Annotated in this window: 16 protein-coding genes; 6 read left to right on the forward strand and 10 right to left on the reverse strand. The window is 66.1% G+C overall.

Annotation, left to right across the window (positions count from 1 at the left end; genetic code table 11):
• Positions 1–24: 24 nt before the first annotated feature.
• Positions 25–399, reverse strand: a complete 375-nt coding sequence (locus EGT50_RS11550) for a nuclear transport factor 2 family protein (protein WP_127954639.1) — start codon at positions 397–399, stop codon at positions 25–27.
• 189 nt (positions 400–588) lie between these two features.
• Here EGT50_RS11550 and EGT50_RS11555 point away from each other — a divergent pair, with 189 nt between their 5' ends.
• Together EGT50_RS11555 and EGT50_RS11560 are read left to right on the forward strand one after the other, a co-directional pair.
• Entirely contained in the window at positions 589–1212 is a 624-nt protein-coding gene (locus EGT50_RS11555) for a hypothetical protein (protein WP_127954642.1), read from the forward strand.
• A gap of 565 nt (positions 1213–1777) precedes the next feature.
• A complete protein-coding gene (locus EGT50_RS11560; RefSeq protein ID WP_235870708.1) occupies positions 1778–3040 on the forward strand; it encodes a TetR/AcrR family transcriptional regulator in 1263 nt (420 codons plus the stop codon).
• 121 nt (positions 3041–3161) lie between these two features.
• Here EGT50_RS11560 and EGT50_RS11565 read toward each other — a convergent pair whose 3' ends face one another.
• Positions 3162–3338 carry a hypothetical protein gene (locus EGT50_RS11565; RefSeq protein WP_127954646.1) on the reverse strand — a complete coding sequence of 59 codons (177 nt, stop codon included), beginning with the start codon at positions 3336–3338 and terminating at the stop codon, positions 3162–3164.
• 59 nt (positions 3339–3397) lie between these two features.
• On the opposite strand from EGT50_RS11565, the gene EGT50_RS11570 reads away from it, so the two are divergent.
• Both EGT50_RS11570 and EGT50_RS11575 read left to right on the forward strand, forming a co-directional pair.
• Positions 3398–3919, forward strand: coding sequence for a peptidylprolyl isomerase (locus EGT50_RS11570; RefSeq protein ID WP_127954648.1), 522 nt, complete (start codon positions 3398–3400; stop codon positions 3917–3919).
• Positions 3920–3929: 10 nt separating this feature from the next.
• Complete coding sequence (locus EGT50_RS11575) at positions 3930–4895, forward strand: rhomboid family intramembrane serine protease (protein WP_127954650.1); 966 nt, start codon at positions 3930–3932, stop codon at positions 4893–4895.
• 13 nt (positions 4896–4908) lie between these two features.
• Here the strand turns inward: EGT50_RS11575 and EGT50_RS11580 are convergent, their stop codons facing one another.
• Complete coding sequence (locus EGT50_RS11580) at positions 4909–5379, reverse strand: PH domain-containing protein (RefSeq protein ID WP_127954652.1); 471 nt, start codon at positions 5377–5379, stop codon at positions 4909–4911.
• Positions 5380–5487: 108 nt separating this feature from the next.
• A complete protein-coding gene (gene crgA, locus EGT50_RS11585; RefSeq protein ID WP_127954654.1) occupies positions 5488–5751 on the reverse strand; it encodes a cell division protein CrgA in 264 nt (87 codons plus the stop codon).
• Positions 5752–5978: 227 nt separating this feature from the next.
• Between crgA and EGT50_RS11590 the strand changes: the two genes are divergently transcribed.
• Together EGT50_RS11590 and EGT50_RS11595 are read left to right on the forward strand one after the other, a co-directional pair.
• Positions 5979–6686, forward strand: a complete 708-nt coding sequence (locus EGT50_RS11590; RefSeq protein ID WP_408014639.1) for a DUF881 domain-containing protein — start codon at positions 5979–5981, stop codon at positions 6684–6686.
• Between the two features lie 44 nt (positions 6687–6730).
• Positions 6731–7396, forward strand: a complete 666-nt coding sequence (locus EGT50_RS11595; protein WP_127954656.1) for an aminodeoxychorismate/anthranilate synthase component II — start codon at positions 6731–6733, stop codon at positions 7394–7396.
• Between the two features lie 83 nt (positions 7397–7479).
• Here EGT50_RS11595 and pknB read toward each other — a convergent pair whose 3' ends face one another.
• Genes pknB through EGT50_RS11625 form a run of 6 tightly spaced genes read right to left on the reverse strand, consistent with a single transcriptional unit; the run spans position 7480 to position 15548 of the window.
• Positions 7480–9417: a Stk1 family PASTA domain-containing Ser/Thr kinase gene (pknB, locus tag EGT50_RS11600; RefSeq protein ID WP_127954658.1), complete on the reverse strand. Its 1938-nt coding sequence runs from the start codon at positions 9415–9417 to the stop codon at positions 7480–7482.
• Entirely contained in the window at positions 9414–10784 is a 1371-nt protein-coding gene (locus tag EGT50_RS11605; protein ID WP_127954660.1) for a serine/threonine-protein kinase, read from the reverse strand. Before EGT50_RS11605 ends, pknB begins: the two co-directional genes overlap by 4 nt.
• A 3-nt stretch (positions 10785–10787) precedes the next feature.
• Positions 10788–12275, reverse strand: a complete 1488-nt coding sequence (locus tag EGT50_RS11610; RefSeq protein ID WP_127954662.1) for a peptidoglycan D,D-transpeptidase FtsI family protein — start codon at positions 12273–12275, stop codon at positions 10788–10790.
• The gene (locus EGT50_RS11615; protein ID WP_127954664.1) at positions 12272–13708 is read right to left on the reverse strand and encodes an FtsW/RodA/SpoVE family cell cycle protein; all 1437 of its coding nucleotides are present in this window, start codon (positions 13706–13708) and stop codon (positions 12272–12274) included. The genes EGT50_RS11610 and EGT50_RS11615 overlap by 4 nt, the downstream gene beginning before the upstream one ends.
• Positions 13708–15087, reverse strand: coding sequence for a PP2C family protein-serine/threonine phosphatase (locus EGT50_RS11620; protein ID WP_127954666.1), 1380 nt, complete (start codon positions 15085–15087; stop codon positions 13708–13710). The genes EGT50_RS11615 and EGT50_RS11620 overlap by 1 nt, the downstream gene beginning before the upstream one ends.
• A complete protein-coding gene (locus tag EGT50_RS11625) occupies positions 15084–15548 on the reverse strand; it encodes an FHA domain-containing protein FhaB/FipA (RefSeq protein WP_127954668.1) in 465 nt (154 codons plus the stop codon). The genes EGT50_RS11620 and EGT50_RS11625 overlap by 4 nt, the downstream gene beginning before the upstream one ends.
• Positions 15549–15620: the final 72 nt, after the last annotated feature.

The raw sequence follows: 15620 nt of genomic DNA on the forward strand, positions 1-15620 counted from the left end.
CTCGAGGCTGCGATCAGACCCGGTTCAACCGGTGATCATGTCTTCCTGGGACCACACAGCACGCATGCTGAGGATCTTGCCGTCGTCGTCGAACTCCATGACGTCGATGGGCGCGATCTCGAACGTCTGGTCCCCCATCTTGGTGATCAGACGGAAATGGAACGCTGCCGTGTTGGCCGCGATGCGCAGGGTGACCAGCTCGGCCTCCTGCTCGAGCGGCTCGATGATCTGGTAGAACTCGCGGATCGACTCGCGGGTGGTGCGAACCGGGGTACCTACCGGATCCTCGACCGTGGCGCCCTCGGCATAGAGCGCCAGGATGTCGTCCGCGGTGCCTGTCGCCACGCCCTTGATGTAGCGCTCGACGGTATTCCGGATGCTTTCGGGTGACGCAGGCATTGTGACCCTCCATAGGTAGAACGTGTTTCAGTTGAGGGTATCCCAGTGACATTCCTCGGAACACACCCTTTCGGTACCCACTCATACCGCTCGTTCGGTGTGGGAATGGCCCCGAAAGTGGGTTGACATCACATCCTGTTGGCTAATGTGACGCAAGGCCCACTTCGACAAGTCATGTCGGGAGCTGCGATGAAGCTCGGGAAGATAGTCGCCACAGCCGCATTCGCCACGATGGCCGTCGCCGTGGGATCGGGAACCGCCTCCGCCGATCCCGCCGCGATCGTCGGCACCCCCTCCATGGCACAAGGCAGCGCGCAGGGAGTGGAATACGCCGCGACCGCAGAGCCGTCGAATGGAACGGTCACCACCGTGCTCGATACCGGAACATTCCGCATCGAGGCCGACGGCCGTCAGGTTTCCGTCGTGCGGAGCGATGGTGCCGTCGTCGGCGCGCTCCCGCTCAGCTATCGCCTCGACGGTCGGATGTTCCCCATCGCAGGCAGCGTAGGAAACGACGGTCGGACACTGACGTTGACGCCGCAGCAGAATCCGCTGCCTATTGAACAGGTTCGCATCGACGATCCAGCCGCACAGCAGAAGCTGATGGAAGAAGTACAGAAGAACCAGGCGGGCGCGATCATTGGCAACGTCGTCGGATCCATCGTCGGACTCGCTGTGGGTTGCGTCATCGGCGTCATCGGCGGCTGTATCCCGGGACTGATCGTGGGTGGCGTCGTCGGTGCGGTGATCGGAATGGACATCCAAGGTGGCCCGCCCATGCGAGAGGCCTTCTTTGAGTTCATAAGTCCGTGAAATCTGGCCTTCTTCGCCGCACATCCGTACTCGAGGGCGCCGATCGATGTGGAAGCAGGTGTATTCCAGCGAAAACGGGGACACGAACGTTCGATTGGCGCTCCAATGAACACGTGGGTGTGGACGAACTGCCACGCAGCAGACTCCGGAGGAGCTCTCGCGGAGTTACGGAGGGGCGCCACATCGGGATCGGCTCGGGCACCGTCGGTGCACTGAGGGTCGTGCTCACCCCGAACACCCGTGTCGGGCGAACCAAATCGAAGTTCCCACTCTACGCGCACGTGCGCTCAAATGATCCGGCTGAAGCGGGCTGCAGGATCGCGGCGAGGGGGCCCTAGTCCGGTGTTGCGACAGGGTGGTCGATCCAACCGACGTACGCTGTCTTCGATCGGGCTGACGTTCGGGGAGGTTGAGGTCGATCGCGGCATGTGGCAGGGGGTGCCGACATTGGTGCGTCCGTTGGTGATCGGGCGCGCCGAATACGGAAACCAGGCAGTGGGTGTCTGAGCACACGACGGACTGGTCTGACTAGGGGCCGTTTGGCCATAGAAGCAGGGGGATGGGAATGACTCGAATGGGAAGCGCCGCGTTGGCGCCCGACACTGGTAGGCGTGGCAAGCAGGACAAGCGCACCGAGATCCTCGCGGTGTCTTCGGATCTGTTCGCCGCCAAGGGATACACGGGCACGTCGATGCGGGACATTGCGGCTGACACCGGAATGCTGGCCGGCAGCCTCTACTACCACTTCGCTTCGAAGGAGGTGCTGGCCGCGACGATGGTCCGCGCGCTCCGTGACGACGTCGTGGCGGCCACACAGAGCCCTGAGGTTCCGACGGACTCGCCGCTGGATGCGATCCGCCGGTTCGCACGGAGGATCGCGGAGGTGTCCGCACGGCACCCTGGTGCACTGCAGGTGTGTCATGGCGTGCCGGAGATGCGAAACGCGGAACTGGAGACGCTACTCAGCTCCGAGCCGCGATGGTCGGACAAGAAGTGGCAAGCGTTGGTTGGCGACGCCGAGAATGCCAGTCTGGTTCGCCCCGAGGTAGATACGCGGATACTGCGTGAGGTCTTGCGGGTGGCGCTGACTTACAGTGCGACGGTTGCGCCGACCGGATCATCGGCCCGCAGGGTCGCGGATTGCATGGTGGACATGCTGTTCCACGGTCTCGCGACCAAGCCGGCGGATGATGACCTTTCCGACTCCGAGGCAGCTCGGGTTGCTCGTGAAGTGATCACCTCGTGGGATCGCGGAGACTCCAGAATGCTGTCCGACAGACGAGATCGCATTCTCGAGGCCGCCCGGCACGTCTTCGCCGAACGTGGCTGCGACGCCACGACCACTCGCGACATCGCGAACGCGGTCGGCTTGACCCAGGGCAGCCTCTACCACCACTTCGATTCTCGTGACGCGATTCTCGTCGCGATCCTCGAGGGGTTCTCGTCCCGCATGAGGGAGGCGCACGAGGCGATCGGGGCAGTAGCCGGCACCCCGCTCGAGACCATCGATGCGCTCATCCGGGTACGTACTGCTGCAGGCAAGCGCTTCGAACCCGAGGTGTCGATCCTCAAGTCGTGGGCGATGCTCGTCGCCACCGGAAAATTCGACTTCCTCGAGCAAGACCGTCGGAAGACGCACCGAGTGTGGGAACGGGCGTGCGCGGCGGGCGTGCGTGACGGCAGCATCACGATGCCCGCCTCGACCCGACTGGTGATTCAGTGCCTCGGGGAGATCCTGTGGTCCACCCATGCAGTGTCGCGGATCTCAACCGAACGCCTGACCAGGTACAACCTCGAGACCGTCCTGTGGGGCGCCTCACCGAAGTAGCGGAACCATAGGGGGAGGACGTCCGGGGCGTCCCCGATTCTGCTGGAGTAGCGGGTCGGGGATCTCCGGGCTACAGCTGAATCATGTATCACGGCAACGGCATTCACCGTCCCGCGGAGGGCTACTGCGGTCGTGGATCCTTCAGTGACGGCGGACGCGGCGCCACCGGCGGCATCTCGGGGCGCCGTGTGAGTGCGATCGCCGCGGCACCGGCCGCGGCTACGGCGACACCGACGCCGATCAGCACTCGGCGACCTGCCGACGTCGGGGTAACAGCACTCTTGGTGGTACGCGTCATGACATCACTTTTGCACACGTCGTGGGCGGGGCGACCGAGGGCAGTGGCACGATAGAGGGGTGACTTCACAGACTGCTACCGCAACGCTGCACACCAACCGTGGCGACATCAAGATCGCGCTGTTCGGTAACCATGCGCCGAAGACCGTCGAGAACTTCGTCGGCCTCGCGAACGGCTCAAAGGAGTACACCACGCAGAACGCAAAGGGAGGCGCCGACGGCCCGTTCTACGACGGCGCAATCTTCCATCGGGTCATCGACGGCTTCATGATCCAGGGCGGCGACCCGACCGGTACCGGCCGCGGGGGTCCGGGCTACAAGTTTGCCGACGAGTTCCACCCGGAGTTGCAGTTCGATCGCGGCTATCTGCTGGCGATGGCGAACGCCGGCCCGGGCACCAACGGCTCGCAGTTCTTCATCACCGTCGGCCCGACGCCGCATCTCAACCGGCGCCACACCATCTTCGGTGAGGTGCAGGACGAGGACTCGAAGAAGGTTGTCGACGCCATCGCGACCACAGCAACGGACCGGGCCGACCGCCCGGTCGACGACGTCGTGATCAACAGCATCACCATCGCGTAAGGACTCACGGATGACGAACCCCGGCTGGGGTGGTGCGGCTAGCGAGGGCACCCCGCCACCTCAGTCGAGGTGCGCGCGCCACCCAGATCGCCCCACCGTACTTTCCTGTAGCCGATGCGGGCGTCCCGCCTGCCCGGACTGCCTGCGCTCGGCGCCTGTCGGGCATCAATGCGTCGACTGCGTCGCGGCCGGACGGCGGGACAGGCCGTCGGCGCGCACTGTCGCCGGCGCGACGATGCGTTCCGGGTCCCCGATGCCGGTCGTCACGTATGCGCTGATTGCGCTGAACGTACTTTTCTTCGCGGTCACCGCCATCCAGGCGGGATCCCTGATGAACAACGGCGCGGGCGTCGTCAACCGGTTCACCGGCGCGGCCACGTTCGACTCGTCGCTGTTCGGCCACTTGGTTCTCGACCCGCTCGCCGTCGCGCAGGGGGAGTGGTACCGCATTGTAGGGAGCGGATTCCTGCACTTCGGTCTCATCCACCTGGCCATCAACATGTTGGTGCTGTGGATTCTCGGCCGCGACACCGAGATGGTCCTTGGCCGCAGCCGCTATCTCGCGGTCTATCTCGTCGCGTTACTCGGTGGCTCGGCGTCGGCGCTGGCCTTCGAATCCCTCGGGGCTTTCACCGCCGGTGCCTCCGGTGCCATCTTCGGCATCATGGGTGCGCAGGCAGTCCTGCTCGTTCGAATGCGCCGCAGCGCCGGGCCGGTCCTGACGATCATCGGCTTCAACATCGTCATCAGTCTCACCGTGCCCGGTATCTCGCTGTGGGGACACCTCGGCGGGCTTGTCGCCGGTGCCGCCGCGACTGCGGTATTGGTGTACGCACCCACCGGGCAGCGAACGCCCGCCGACGTCGCACGCGCGCGGCAACTCGGCTGGGCTGGAATCGCCGCCATCGGCGTTCTAGTCGTCGGCGTCATCGCGTTGCGGGTTGTCGGCCTGCGCGATCAGCTGAACATCGCCTGACCGGCCCAGGCCCTCACCTCTCCTGGGGGATTAGTCCACGCACGGACAGGGCGTCGAACACCGCCGTCGGGTCGGTGCCCAGGTCCCATCGTCCGAAGATCAGGAGTCGCTCGGTGCCATCAGGGTCGATGGCGTCGATCTCGAGCATCGGCACCCGCCTGCCCAGCCGCGGATACCGAACGATCCGGATCCGAGCGATGTCGCCGCGGGCGTAGACGCGCGGTCCCCGCAAGCGCGTGGCGGTGATCGCTGGTTCGCCCCCGGCGTCCACGATCGCGAGTTTCGGACGCTGACGGGCAGCGAGTCCTGCGAGGACGAACAGGGCCAGCGACGCCAGAATCGCCAGGAACCGCCCCGGCGCATCGACGTCTAGCAGCAGCGCGCCGGCGAGCATTGCGACGCCGCCGACCGTCAGTGCCGCTACTGCACTGAGGGGAGTGGACCACTCCAGTGATGGTTCGTGATCCACTTCATCCTCAGGCATGTGCACAGCCTTCCTTGGTTATCCACAGGTGTTATCAACGCTGGGGATGAATGACATGTGTGTAATTGCAGAACTGTGCGTAACGCGGGATGGTCGCGAAACGGCAGGTCAGCGCCATCGCATGGTCATGATCAGGCCCACGATCATGAATCCGAAGCCGATGGCGAAGTTGTAGGACCCGAGGCTGTTCATCCACGCGAGGTTTTCGCCGGCCAAGTAGAACACAATGATCCACAGCAGGCCGAGGAGCATCAAACCGAGCATCACCGAGATGTACAGCGTGCTGGACGGGCCGGCCTTGATCTTGACCGGGGTGCGGTTCGCCGGGTTGATCGTGTAGTCGGTCTTCTTCCTGACCTTCGACTTAGGCATGACGTCCTTGTTCTCGTGTGGATGTTCTTGTGTGGATGGGGAACGTGGTCGGGTACCCGTACCGGGCGGACAGGGTACATTCGCACTGTCTGTCGTGAATTACACGCTATCTCAAACAAGCGCAGCCAGGACCGGTCGCGTACCAATAGTCCGTCGTGGGGGTGGTCAACGTGCCGGACGTCGAATCGCAACCCGAGGCCGCGAACCCGAAGTTCGGCTTCTGGCCGGTGTCCGTACTCGTGGTCTGCCTGGTCGTTGGACTGCTGCTGGCGACGACGCGGCAGGTGTCCCACGGCGACGAGCTGCGAGCGGCCGATTCGACCCGCCTGTCCGACCTCGTCCGCGGCGCGCAGGACGATGTCGACGATGCCGCAGCCATCCACGACAGCCTCTCCGCCCGGGTACAGGAACTCCAGGAGACTGCTGCCGGCACGGACAGCCGGGTCGCCGAGGTACTGGCCGACAGCCGTGAACTCGCCGATACCTTGGGCCTGACCTCGCTCAGTGGGCCCGGTGTCGTCGTCACCCTGACGGATGCGCCGCGGGACGCGGACGGCAACTACCCCGCAGGTGCGTCGCCCGACGATCTCGTCGTGCACCAGCGGGATGTGCAGAGCGTCCTCAACGCGCTGTGGACCGGCGGGGCTGAGGCGATCGCCATGCAGGACCAGCGGCTCGTGAACACATCCGCGCCGCGATGCATCGGCAATACCCTGCTGCTACACGGACGCACCTACAGTCCGCCGTATGTGGTGACGGCAATAGGTGACCCCGCTCGTCTCGTGGCGACTCTCGCCAATGAGCCCGGGATCAAGACGTACAAGCAGTACGCCGTCCGGTACGGCCTCGGATACACCCAGCAGGAATCGGACCGCCTGGCCGTTCCCGCCTACACCGGCCAGTTGCACACGGAGCACGCGGACGCGGGCGCCTGATCCCGACGCACCGTGCAGGGTCCCGCAGGCACTACCCTCGTCACATGCGCATTCTGGTCGTCGACAACTACGACAGCTTCGTGTTCAACCTGGTCCAGTACCTGGGCCAACTCGGAACGCACGCCGAAGTGTGGCGCAATGACGACCCCCGACTGACCGGGGCTGATGCGATCGCGGTCGCCGCGGACGAATTCGACGGCATCCTGCTCAGCCCTGGACCGGGCACCCCACAGCGCGCCGGCGCGACGATGCCGCTGGTCGGCGCGTGCGCCATCGCGAAGACCCCGCTGCTCGGTGTGTGCCTGGGACACCAGGCGATCGGCGCCGCGTTCGGTGCCACCGTCGACCGAGCACCCGAACTGCTGCACGGCAAGACGAGCATCGTCCACCACAACGACGGAGGGGTCCTCGCCGGACTGCCCGATCCGTTCACGGCCACCCGCTACCACTCGCTGACGGTTCTCGAGAACACCATCCCTGGCGAATTGGAGGTCATCGCCCACACCGACAGCGGCATCGTGATGGCGATGCGGCACCGTGAGCTGCCCATCCACGGCGTGCAGTTCCACCCGGAGTCGGTACTCACCCAGGGCGGTCACCGAATGCTCGCGAACTGGCTCGGGGTGTGCGGGCAGGCGCCGGCCGAGACTCTCGTGGCGGCACTCGAAGACGAGGTCGCCCGGTCGCTCGGAGATTCACTCGTTCGCTGACGTTTGCTGATCAGACCGCTGAGCGGGTCCCCGGCACGCGGGGACCCGCTCAGCGCTTTCTGTCGTTGCGGCTTCTGGGGCGCCTAGCGCGGAATTCCCAGCTCACCCACCATCACCTGCAAAGTAGCGTCCTTCGCCACCTCGGTGCCTGCCGTCTGCTGCTGAGCGGTGATCTTGCCCACCTCAGAGGGGTCGAGCGTCGGGTCATCCCTCTCGGTCAGCCGGCTCGACGACCCCGTCCAACCGGCCTGGCGTAGGGCCTGCAGTGCCTCCGACCTCGACATCCCGCTCAGGTTGGGCATCTCGAACAGCTCGCTGTTCGACACCCGGATCTGGATTGTGTCGCCCTTCGCGGCATCTTCACCGCCTTCCGGAGAAGTCGAGACCACCTGGCCTTCGGGCTTGCTCGAGTCGATCTCCTCGACCTCCACCTTGAAACCCGCGCCTTCGATATTGGGCTGCGCGACCTCGAGGGACTGACCCACAACGTTGGGAACCCGCACTTGCTCGGGGCCCTCGCCGAGGGTGATCGCCACAGTCGAGTCCAAGCTGACCCTCGCGCCAGCAGCCGGAGCCTGCTCGGTCACCTTGTCCACCTCGTCCTCCTCGGACGGGCCTCGGGCGACTTCGGGTTCGAGGCGCAAACCGGCGGCACCGAGAGCCTTCTCGGCTTCTTCCTGCGTCAAGCCGTCAAGCCTGGGCACCTGCACCTGCTCGGGGCCCGACGACACCAGCAGGGTGACCCTGGCCTGCTCGTCCACCGAGGTGCCGGCCGACGGGTTGGTCCCGATGACGTTGCCAACGGCGACCACAGGGTCGGGTCTCGACTGGATGGTCGAATCGAGGGATACGTTGCGCAGCTCTGCCACGGCCTCCTGCTGGCTGAGACCCGCGACGTTCGGGATGGGCACCTTCGACGGCGTAGACAAGTACGACATGGCGAAGGCGCCGACGATGCCGACTACCACGAGCGCCGCGACCGCGAGGAGCACGTTGCGGGCCGTGTGGCTCTTCTTCGGCGGCTTCTTCGGCGGCACGATCGTCTCGGGAGTGGCGGTCACGGTCGCCGTGCCGGCCGGTTCGGGTCGGTAGCCGGAGGCGGTATTCGCGGTACCGTCGTCGACGGTGCCGAACATCGTGGTGCGTTCCTCGTCGGTCAACACCATCGGCGCGCTCGGCCGCTGGCCGCTCAATACGCGCACCAGATCGCTGCGCATCTCGGCGGCGCTCTGGTAGCGGTTGGCCGGGTTCTTACTCATCGCCTTCAGAATCACCGCATCCAGCGCCTCCGGAATCGCCGGATTCACATGTGACGGCACCCGGGGATCCTCCCGGACGTGTTGGTATGCCACCGCGACTGGAGAATCGCCCTGGAACGGAGGCTCACCCGTAAGCACCTCGTACAGCACGCAGCCCAGCGAGTAGACGTCCGAGCGGGCATCCACCTGGTCGCCGCGGGCCTGCTCCGGCGACAGGTACTGTGCCGTGCCGATTACCGCGGCGGTCTGAGTCATCGAGCTCGAGCCGTCCGCGATGGCCCGCGCGATACCGAAGTCCATCACCTTCACCGCGCCGGCGCGGTTGATCATGATGTTGGCGGGCTTCATGTCCCGGTGCACGATGCCGTGGCGATGACTGAAGTCGAGCGCCGCGCACACGTCGGCGATGATCTCGATCGCCCGTCGCGGCGCCAACGGACCCTCGGTGCGGACGATGTCACGCAGTGTCTCGCCGTCGACGTATTCCATCACGATGTACGGCAGCGGCCCCGCGTCCGTCTCGGCCTCGCCGGTGTCGTAGACCGCGACGATTGCCGGATGGTTCAGCGCGGCCGCGTTCTGAGCCTCGCGCCGGAAACGTAGGTAGAACGTGGGGTCGCGGGCCAGGTCGGCGCGCAACACCTTGATCGCGACGTCGCGGCTCAGCCGCAGGTCTCGCCCGAGATGTACCTCGGACATGCCGCCGAAGCCCAGAATCTCGCCCAGCTCGTACCGGGAGGAGAGGTTACGCGGCGTCGTCATGGTTGTCCTTGCGGGGCTGTGGTGGTCGTGGTCGTGGTGGGTTCGGTCGTCGTGGTGGTGGTCGTGGTCGGTTCAGTGGTCGTGGTCGTGGTGGGTTCGGTCGTCGTGGTGGTGGTCGTGGTCGGGGTGGGTTCGGTTGTCGTGGTCGTAGCCGGCGGCGGTGTCGTCGTGGTCGTCGTCGGCTCGATTGTGGTGACCGTCGCCCGCTCCGTCGCCTCCGGGGTGGTTGTCGTTACAGGCGCCGGCAAGGTCGTCGTCACGGCAGGCAGACCGGGCGGTTCACTCGATCCATCATTATTGAGCAGCACGAGGCCGGCCGTGGTCGCTGCCGCGAGTGCAAGAAGGCTACCGCCAGCCCAGGCGATCGCCCTCTGGCCGGGTGTCCAGCCGGAACCGCCGTCGTCCTGCGGCTGATCCGGGTCATCGCCGTCGCCGTGGTCTTGCGTCGGCATCATCGCAGTCGGCGCACCCGGCGGGACCGGCAGGTTCCCTCGCGTCGCACCAGCCGCCGCCCGGCCGGGCGGCGGCGGACGGCGCCCGGCCCGAACAGCCGCGACGGCGTCGGCGAACTCACCGCCGCTGGCGTAGCGGCTGGCGGGGTCCTTCGTCAACGTGATCTCTATGAGTTCACGAATCGGCGCGGGCAGATCGGCGGGCAGCGGCTCCGGCGGATCCTGCACGTGCTTCATCGCTACCGTGATGGTTCCGCCGCGGCCGAACGGGCGACTGCCCGACAACACCTCGTAGCCTACGACACCGAGCGAGTACACGTCGCTCGCCGCGGTGGCCTCCTGGCCAAGCGCCTGTTCGGGGGCGATGTACTGCGCGGTGCCCATCACCACGCCGGTCCGGGTGACGGGGGATGCGTCGACCGCCTTCGCGATACCGAAATCGGTGATCTTCACCTGCCCTGTGGGGGTGATGAGGATGTTGCCGGGCTTGACGTCCCGGTGCACGACACCCGCCGAATGTGCGACCTGCAGGGCGCGTCCGGTCTGCTCGAGCATGTCCAGGGAATGCTCGATCGACAGCCGGCCCACGCGCGCGAGCACCGCGTTGAGCGGCTCGCCCGACACCAACTCCATCACCAGATAGGCGGTGGGTGCGCCGGACGTGTCAGTGGTCTCGCCGTAGTCGTAGACGCCCGCGATGCCGGGGTGGTTGAGCTGGGCGGTGGTGCGGGCCTCGGTGCGGAATCGCTCCAGGAATTCCGGATCCGATGAGAGTTCGGCTTTGAGGACCTTCACGGCGACCCGGCGGTCGAGACGGCTGTCGGTTGCCTCCCACACCTGGCCCATGCCGCCGGTCGCGATCAGCCGTTGCAGGCGGTAGCGGCCGCCGATTACCGATCCGTTGGTCAACGACATGCCTTACCCCCTCTGCAATCCGGCCGCGATGACAGCTCGTCCGATCGGGGCTGCGACCGACCCGCCGGTGGCGGCGAGTGCACGGTCGCCACCGTCCTCGACGATGACTGCGATTGCGACAGTCGGGTTCTGGGCCGGCGCGAACGCGATGTACCAGGCATGCGGCGGCGTGTTCTGTGGATCGGTCCCGTGCTCCGCGGTGCCGGTCTTGGACGCGATCTGCACACCCGGGATCGCGCCGGCGCCGGCCGTGTTGTTCTCGGACCCGATCATCAGCTGGGTCAACGTCGCTGCCACGTCTGGCGACACCGCGCGCCCGAGTGGTGTGGGCGTGGTGGTAGAGAGATTGGACAGGTCCGGACCTTGTAGTTGCGACACCAGATGCGGCTCCATGTGTACGCCGCCGTTGGCGACGGTCGCGGCGATCTCCGCGTTCTGCAGCGGGGTCAGCGCGACATCCCGCTGGCCGATGCTCGACTGGCCGAGGGCGGCGGCGTCGGGAATGGAACCGATGGTGCTGTTCGCGACCGGGATCGGGATGGCGGGTGCGTCGGGACCGATGCCGAATGCCCGCGCTTGCTCGGTCAGTGCGTCTGTTCCGGTCCGGATGCCGAGCTCGACGAATGCGGTGTTGCACGAACGCGCGAACGCTTCGCGCAGCGACGCCGTCTCACCAGTGCCGCAGGCGGAGCCGTTGTAGTTCTCGAGCGTGGTCGTCGTGCCGGGCAGCGTGATGGTCGGTGCCGCGGTGAGCTGCTCGTCCGGGTTGGCGCCGTTCTCCAGCGCCGCGGCGGTGACGACAACCTTGAATGTCGACCCCGGCGGGTACGTCGCGGACACCGCCCTGTTGAGCATTGGCTTGTCCGGATCGGCGTTGAGTTCATCCCATGCCGCCGATGTCGCGGCGCCGTCGTGTCCGGACAGCAGGTTGGGGTCGTAGCTGGGGGTACTGGCCATCGCGAGGATGTTCCCGGTGCTCGGCTCGATCGCGACGACCGAACCGGTGTAGCCCTTCGCGGTCAACTGATCGTACGCAACCTGCTGCATCACCGGGTTGATCGTGGTGATGACGTTGCCGCCGCGGGGATCGCGGCCCGCCACCATGTCGAAGAATCGTTTGCTGAACAGTCGGTTGTCGGAGCCATTGAGGATCGGATCCTCGGTCCTCTCGACCCCCGCGCTGCCGTACAGCATCGAGTAGAAGCCCGTGACCGGTGCGTTCGCGAGCGGGCTCGACGGCGCCTGGGGGGCTGGCGGATACACCCGCAGGTACTTGTAGCGGTCGTCGGTCGGCTCCGACACGGCGAGCACCTGACCGTCGGCGGAGATCTGGCCTCGCTGGCGCGAGTACTCGTCGAGCAGCACACGTGAGTTGCGTGGATCGTGCCGCAGGTCGTCGGCTTTGATGACCTGCACATACGTGGCGTTGGCAACCAGCGCTGCGACCATCACCATGACGGCCAGAGCGACGCGGCGAAGGGATGTGTTCATTGGCGGCCCAACATTTCCGTCGGGGCCTCCGCGATGCGGGTCGGGCCCTTCTTCTTCGGGACCGCGGGGGTGCGGGCGGCGTCGGAGATCTTCATGAGCAGCGCGAGGAGCAGGTAGTTCGCGAGCAGGGACGACCCACCGTACGACATGAACGGAGTGGTGAGACCGGTGAGGGGGATCAGCTTGGTGACACCGCCGACGACCACGAACACCTGGATCGCAATTGTGAATGACAGGCCGGCGGCGAGCAGCTTGCCGAAGCTGTCACGAACCGCCACAGCGGTCCGCAGCCCACGCACCACGAGGATCAGGAACAGCATCAGCACCGCCGCCAGACCGATCAGGCCCAGCTCCTCACCGATGGTGGCCACGATGAAGTCGGTCTTTGCGAACGGAACCTGTGATGGGCGTCCGCTGCCCAGGCCGGTGCCGGCGACGCCGCCGGTCGCCAGGCCGAACAGCGACTGCGAGATCTGGTAGCCGGTGTCCTGGTAGTCGCTGAGCGGGTCGATCCAGGTGTCCACTCGCACCCGGACATGGCCGAACCCTTGATACGCGAAGAAGAACCCGATGATCAGCAGTACGCCACCGATCAGCAGCCAACCCACACGCTCGGTCGCGATATACAGCATCACCAGCACGGTGCCGAAGATGAGCAGCGACATGCCCAGGTCCTTCTCGAACACCATGATGCCGACCGAGACGATCCACGCCACGAGGATCGGGCCGAGGTCGCGGGCGCGGGGGAGGTCCATGCCGAAGAAGTGCCGACCGGCAGTGGTGAACAGGTCACGTTTGGCGACGAGCACCGCCGCGAAGAAGATGATCAGCAGGATCTTCGCGAACTCGGCCGGCTGGATACTGAAACCAGGAAACCTGATCCAGATCTTGGCGCCGTTGACCTCGGAGAAGCGAGACGGGAGCAGTGCGGGGATCGCGAGTAGCACCAGACCCGCCAAGCCCACCGTGTAGCTGTAGCGGGCGAGTAGGCGGTAGTCGCGTAGCACTGCCAGCACAGTGACGAATCCGACGAGTGCGAGCGCCGTCCACAGCACCTGTTGGTTGGCGTCCGGAGCCGGAATCGGGAGACCCTGGAGAACTGCGGCGTCGGCGTCGGCGATGTCGAGCCGATGAATCAGGACCAGGCCGAGCCCGTTGAGCAGGGCCACGATCGGCAGCAGCAATGGGTCCGCGTAGGGCGCGAAGCGACGCACTGCGAGGTGCGCTACCAGGAACATCACCGCGAACGCCAGACCGTACTTCACGAGATCCCATGTGATGGCTTGTTCCTGGCTGGCCTCGACCAGTATCAGCGACATCGTCGTGACAGCGATCGCGAAGCAAAGCAGGACCAGTTCCGTGTTCCGCCGGTTGGGCTGGGCAGGGGCGGCGGCGAAACCACCGACCGGGGTGGGGAACGGTGCTTCGGACATCAGCTACCGATCCTGCAGTTCTGGCCGGGGATCTGTTCGACCTGAGTCGGCATCGGCATGGCCGGCGCGAGCGGGCCCCCGGTCGTCGCATCGGGCGAGGGCTCGACTTCCGGTGTCGTCGGTGCGCACACCGGCAACAGGTCATTCGCAGCGAGGCGGCGCATCTGCGCGGTGGCTTCGATCTCCGTACCCGACGGCAAACCGGTACGCACCTGCTCGCGCGCCGACGGGGCCAGATCCTGCACCATCAACACCTGGCACCAGTTCGGGAGTTGGCCGGCTTCCACGACGATCAACGAGGCGTCGTCGCTGATGCAACCGACGAGCGCGGCTTCCTGCAGTGAGTAGCCAAGGACTGACCCGGGTATCCCACGCAGGACTGTGACCCGGTCGTCGTAGGCGCCGACGTAATAGTTCTTGCGGATCATTTCCCGGCCCACGAACAGACCGGCGGCCACCACAACGATCAACCCGAGCGCAACCAACGTCGCCCACCGCAGCCGGTGCGACTTCTTGGGCGCCTCTTCGGGGACGGGTTCCAACTCTCGGGGTTCGGGCGGTGGTCGCATCGCTGCGGCACGGCCCGCTGCGGTGTTCGGCGGCGGCGGGTCCTCCTCCCCGCGGGAGGCGGCACCGCCTACGATCGGATGGCTTTGGCCGTAGTCGAGGTCGATGACGTCGGCGACGACGACCGTGACGTTGTCGGGTCCGCCGCCGCGCAGCGCCAATTCGATGAGCCGGTCAGCGCAATCGTCATGCGTGCCTTCACGCATCGTGTCCGCGATCGTCTCGTCGCTGACGACGTCGGACAGCCCGTCCGAGCAGAGCAGGTAGCGGTCACCGGCTCGGGCTTCACGCATCGTCAGTGTCGGCTCGACCTCGGTGCCGGTGAGCGCCCGCATGATCAGTGACCGCTGCGGGTGCGTGTGCGCCTGCTCGGCGGTGATGCGGCCCTCGTCGACCAAGGACTGGACGAACGTGTCGTCGCGGGTGATCTGGGTGATCTGGTCGTCACGCAGCAGGTATGCCCGCGAGTCACCGACGTGGACCAGGCCCAGTTTGCTGCCCGCGAACAGTATTGCCGTCAGTGTCGTGCCCATGCCATCGAGCTCGGGGTCTTCCTCGACGTGATCGGCGATGGTCGCATTGCCCTCACGGGTGGCGGCGTCCAGCTTGCCGAGCAGGTCTTCGCCGGGCTCGTCGTCGTCGAGATGCGCCAGTGCGGCAATCATCAACTGCGAGGCGACTTCGCCGGCCGCGTGGCCACCCATGCCGTCGGCAAGCGCAAGCAAACGCGCCCCCGCGTACACGGAGTCTTCGTTGTTGGCGCGGACGAGGCCGCGGTCGCTGCGGGCCGCGTAGCGCAGAACCAGGGTCACGGTCGGAGCTCGATCACAGTCTTGCCGACGCGCACCGGTGTGCCGAGCGGAACGCGGACAGCTGTGGTGACCTTGTCGCGGTCCAGGTACGTGCCGTTGGTCGAGCCGAGGTCCTCGACGTACCAGTCGGCGCCGCGCTGGGACAGACGTGCATGGCGCGTCGACGCGTAGTCGTCGGTGAGTACCAGCGTCGAATCGTCGGCCCGACCGATCAGGACCGGTTGGGTGCCCAGGGTGATGCGGGTCCCGGCGAGCGCGCCTTGCGTCACCACCAGGTGTTTCGCAACCTTCTGCTTGCCGAGCGACGATAGCATCGACGATCGGCGCTGGTACCGGGTTGCCACTCGGCCGCCGGTGCCCGCGTAGATGTCGCTGCGCAGTGTGCGAATCACTGCCCACACGAAGAGCCAGAGCAACAGCAGGAAGCCGGCTCGCGTCAGTTGGAGAATCAGTCCCTGCACTGCTCGACACCTCCTTCGGGGGCAGGGCCGCGCGCTTGCGTGGCCGGGGCTTACTCAGCTCGCTTGCATCAT

The organism is Rhodococcus xishaensis (assembly GCF_004011825.1).
Taxonomy (GTDB): Bacteria; Actinomycetota; Actinomycetes; order Mycobacteriales; family Mycobacteriaceae; genus Prescottella; species Prescottella xishaensis.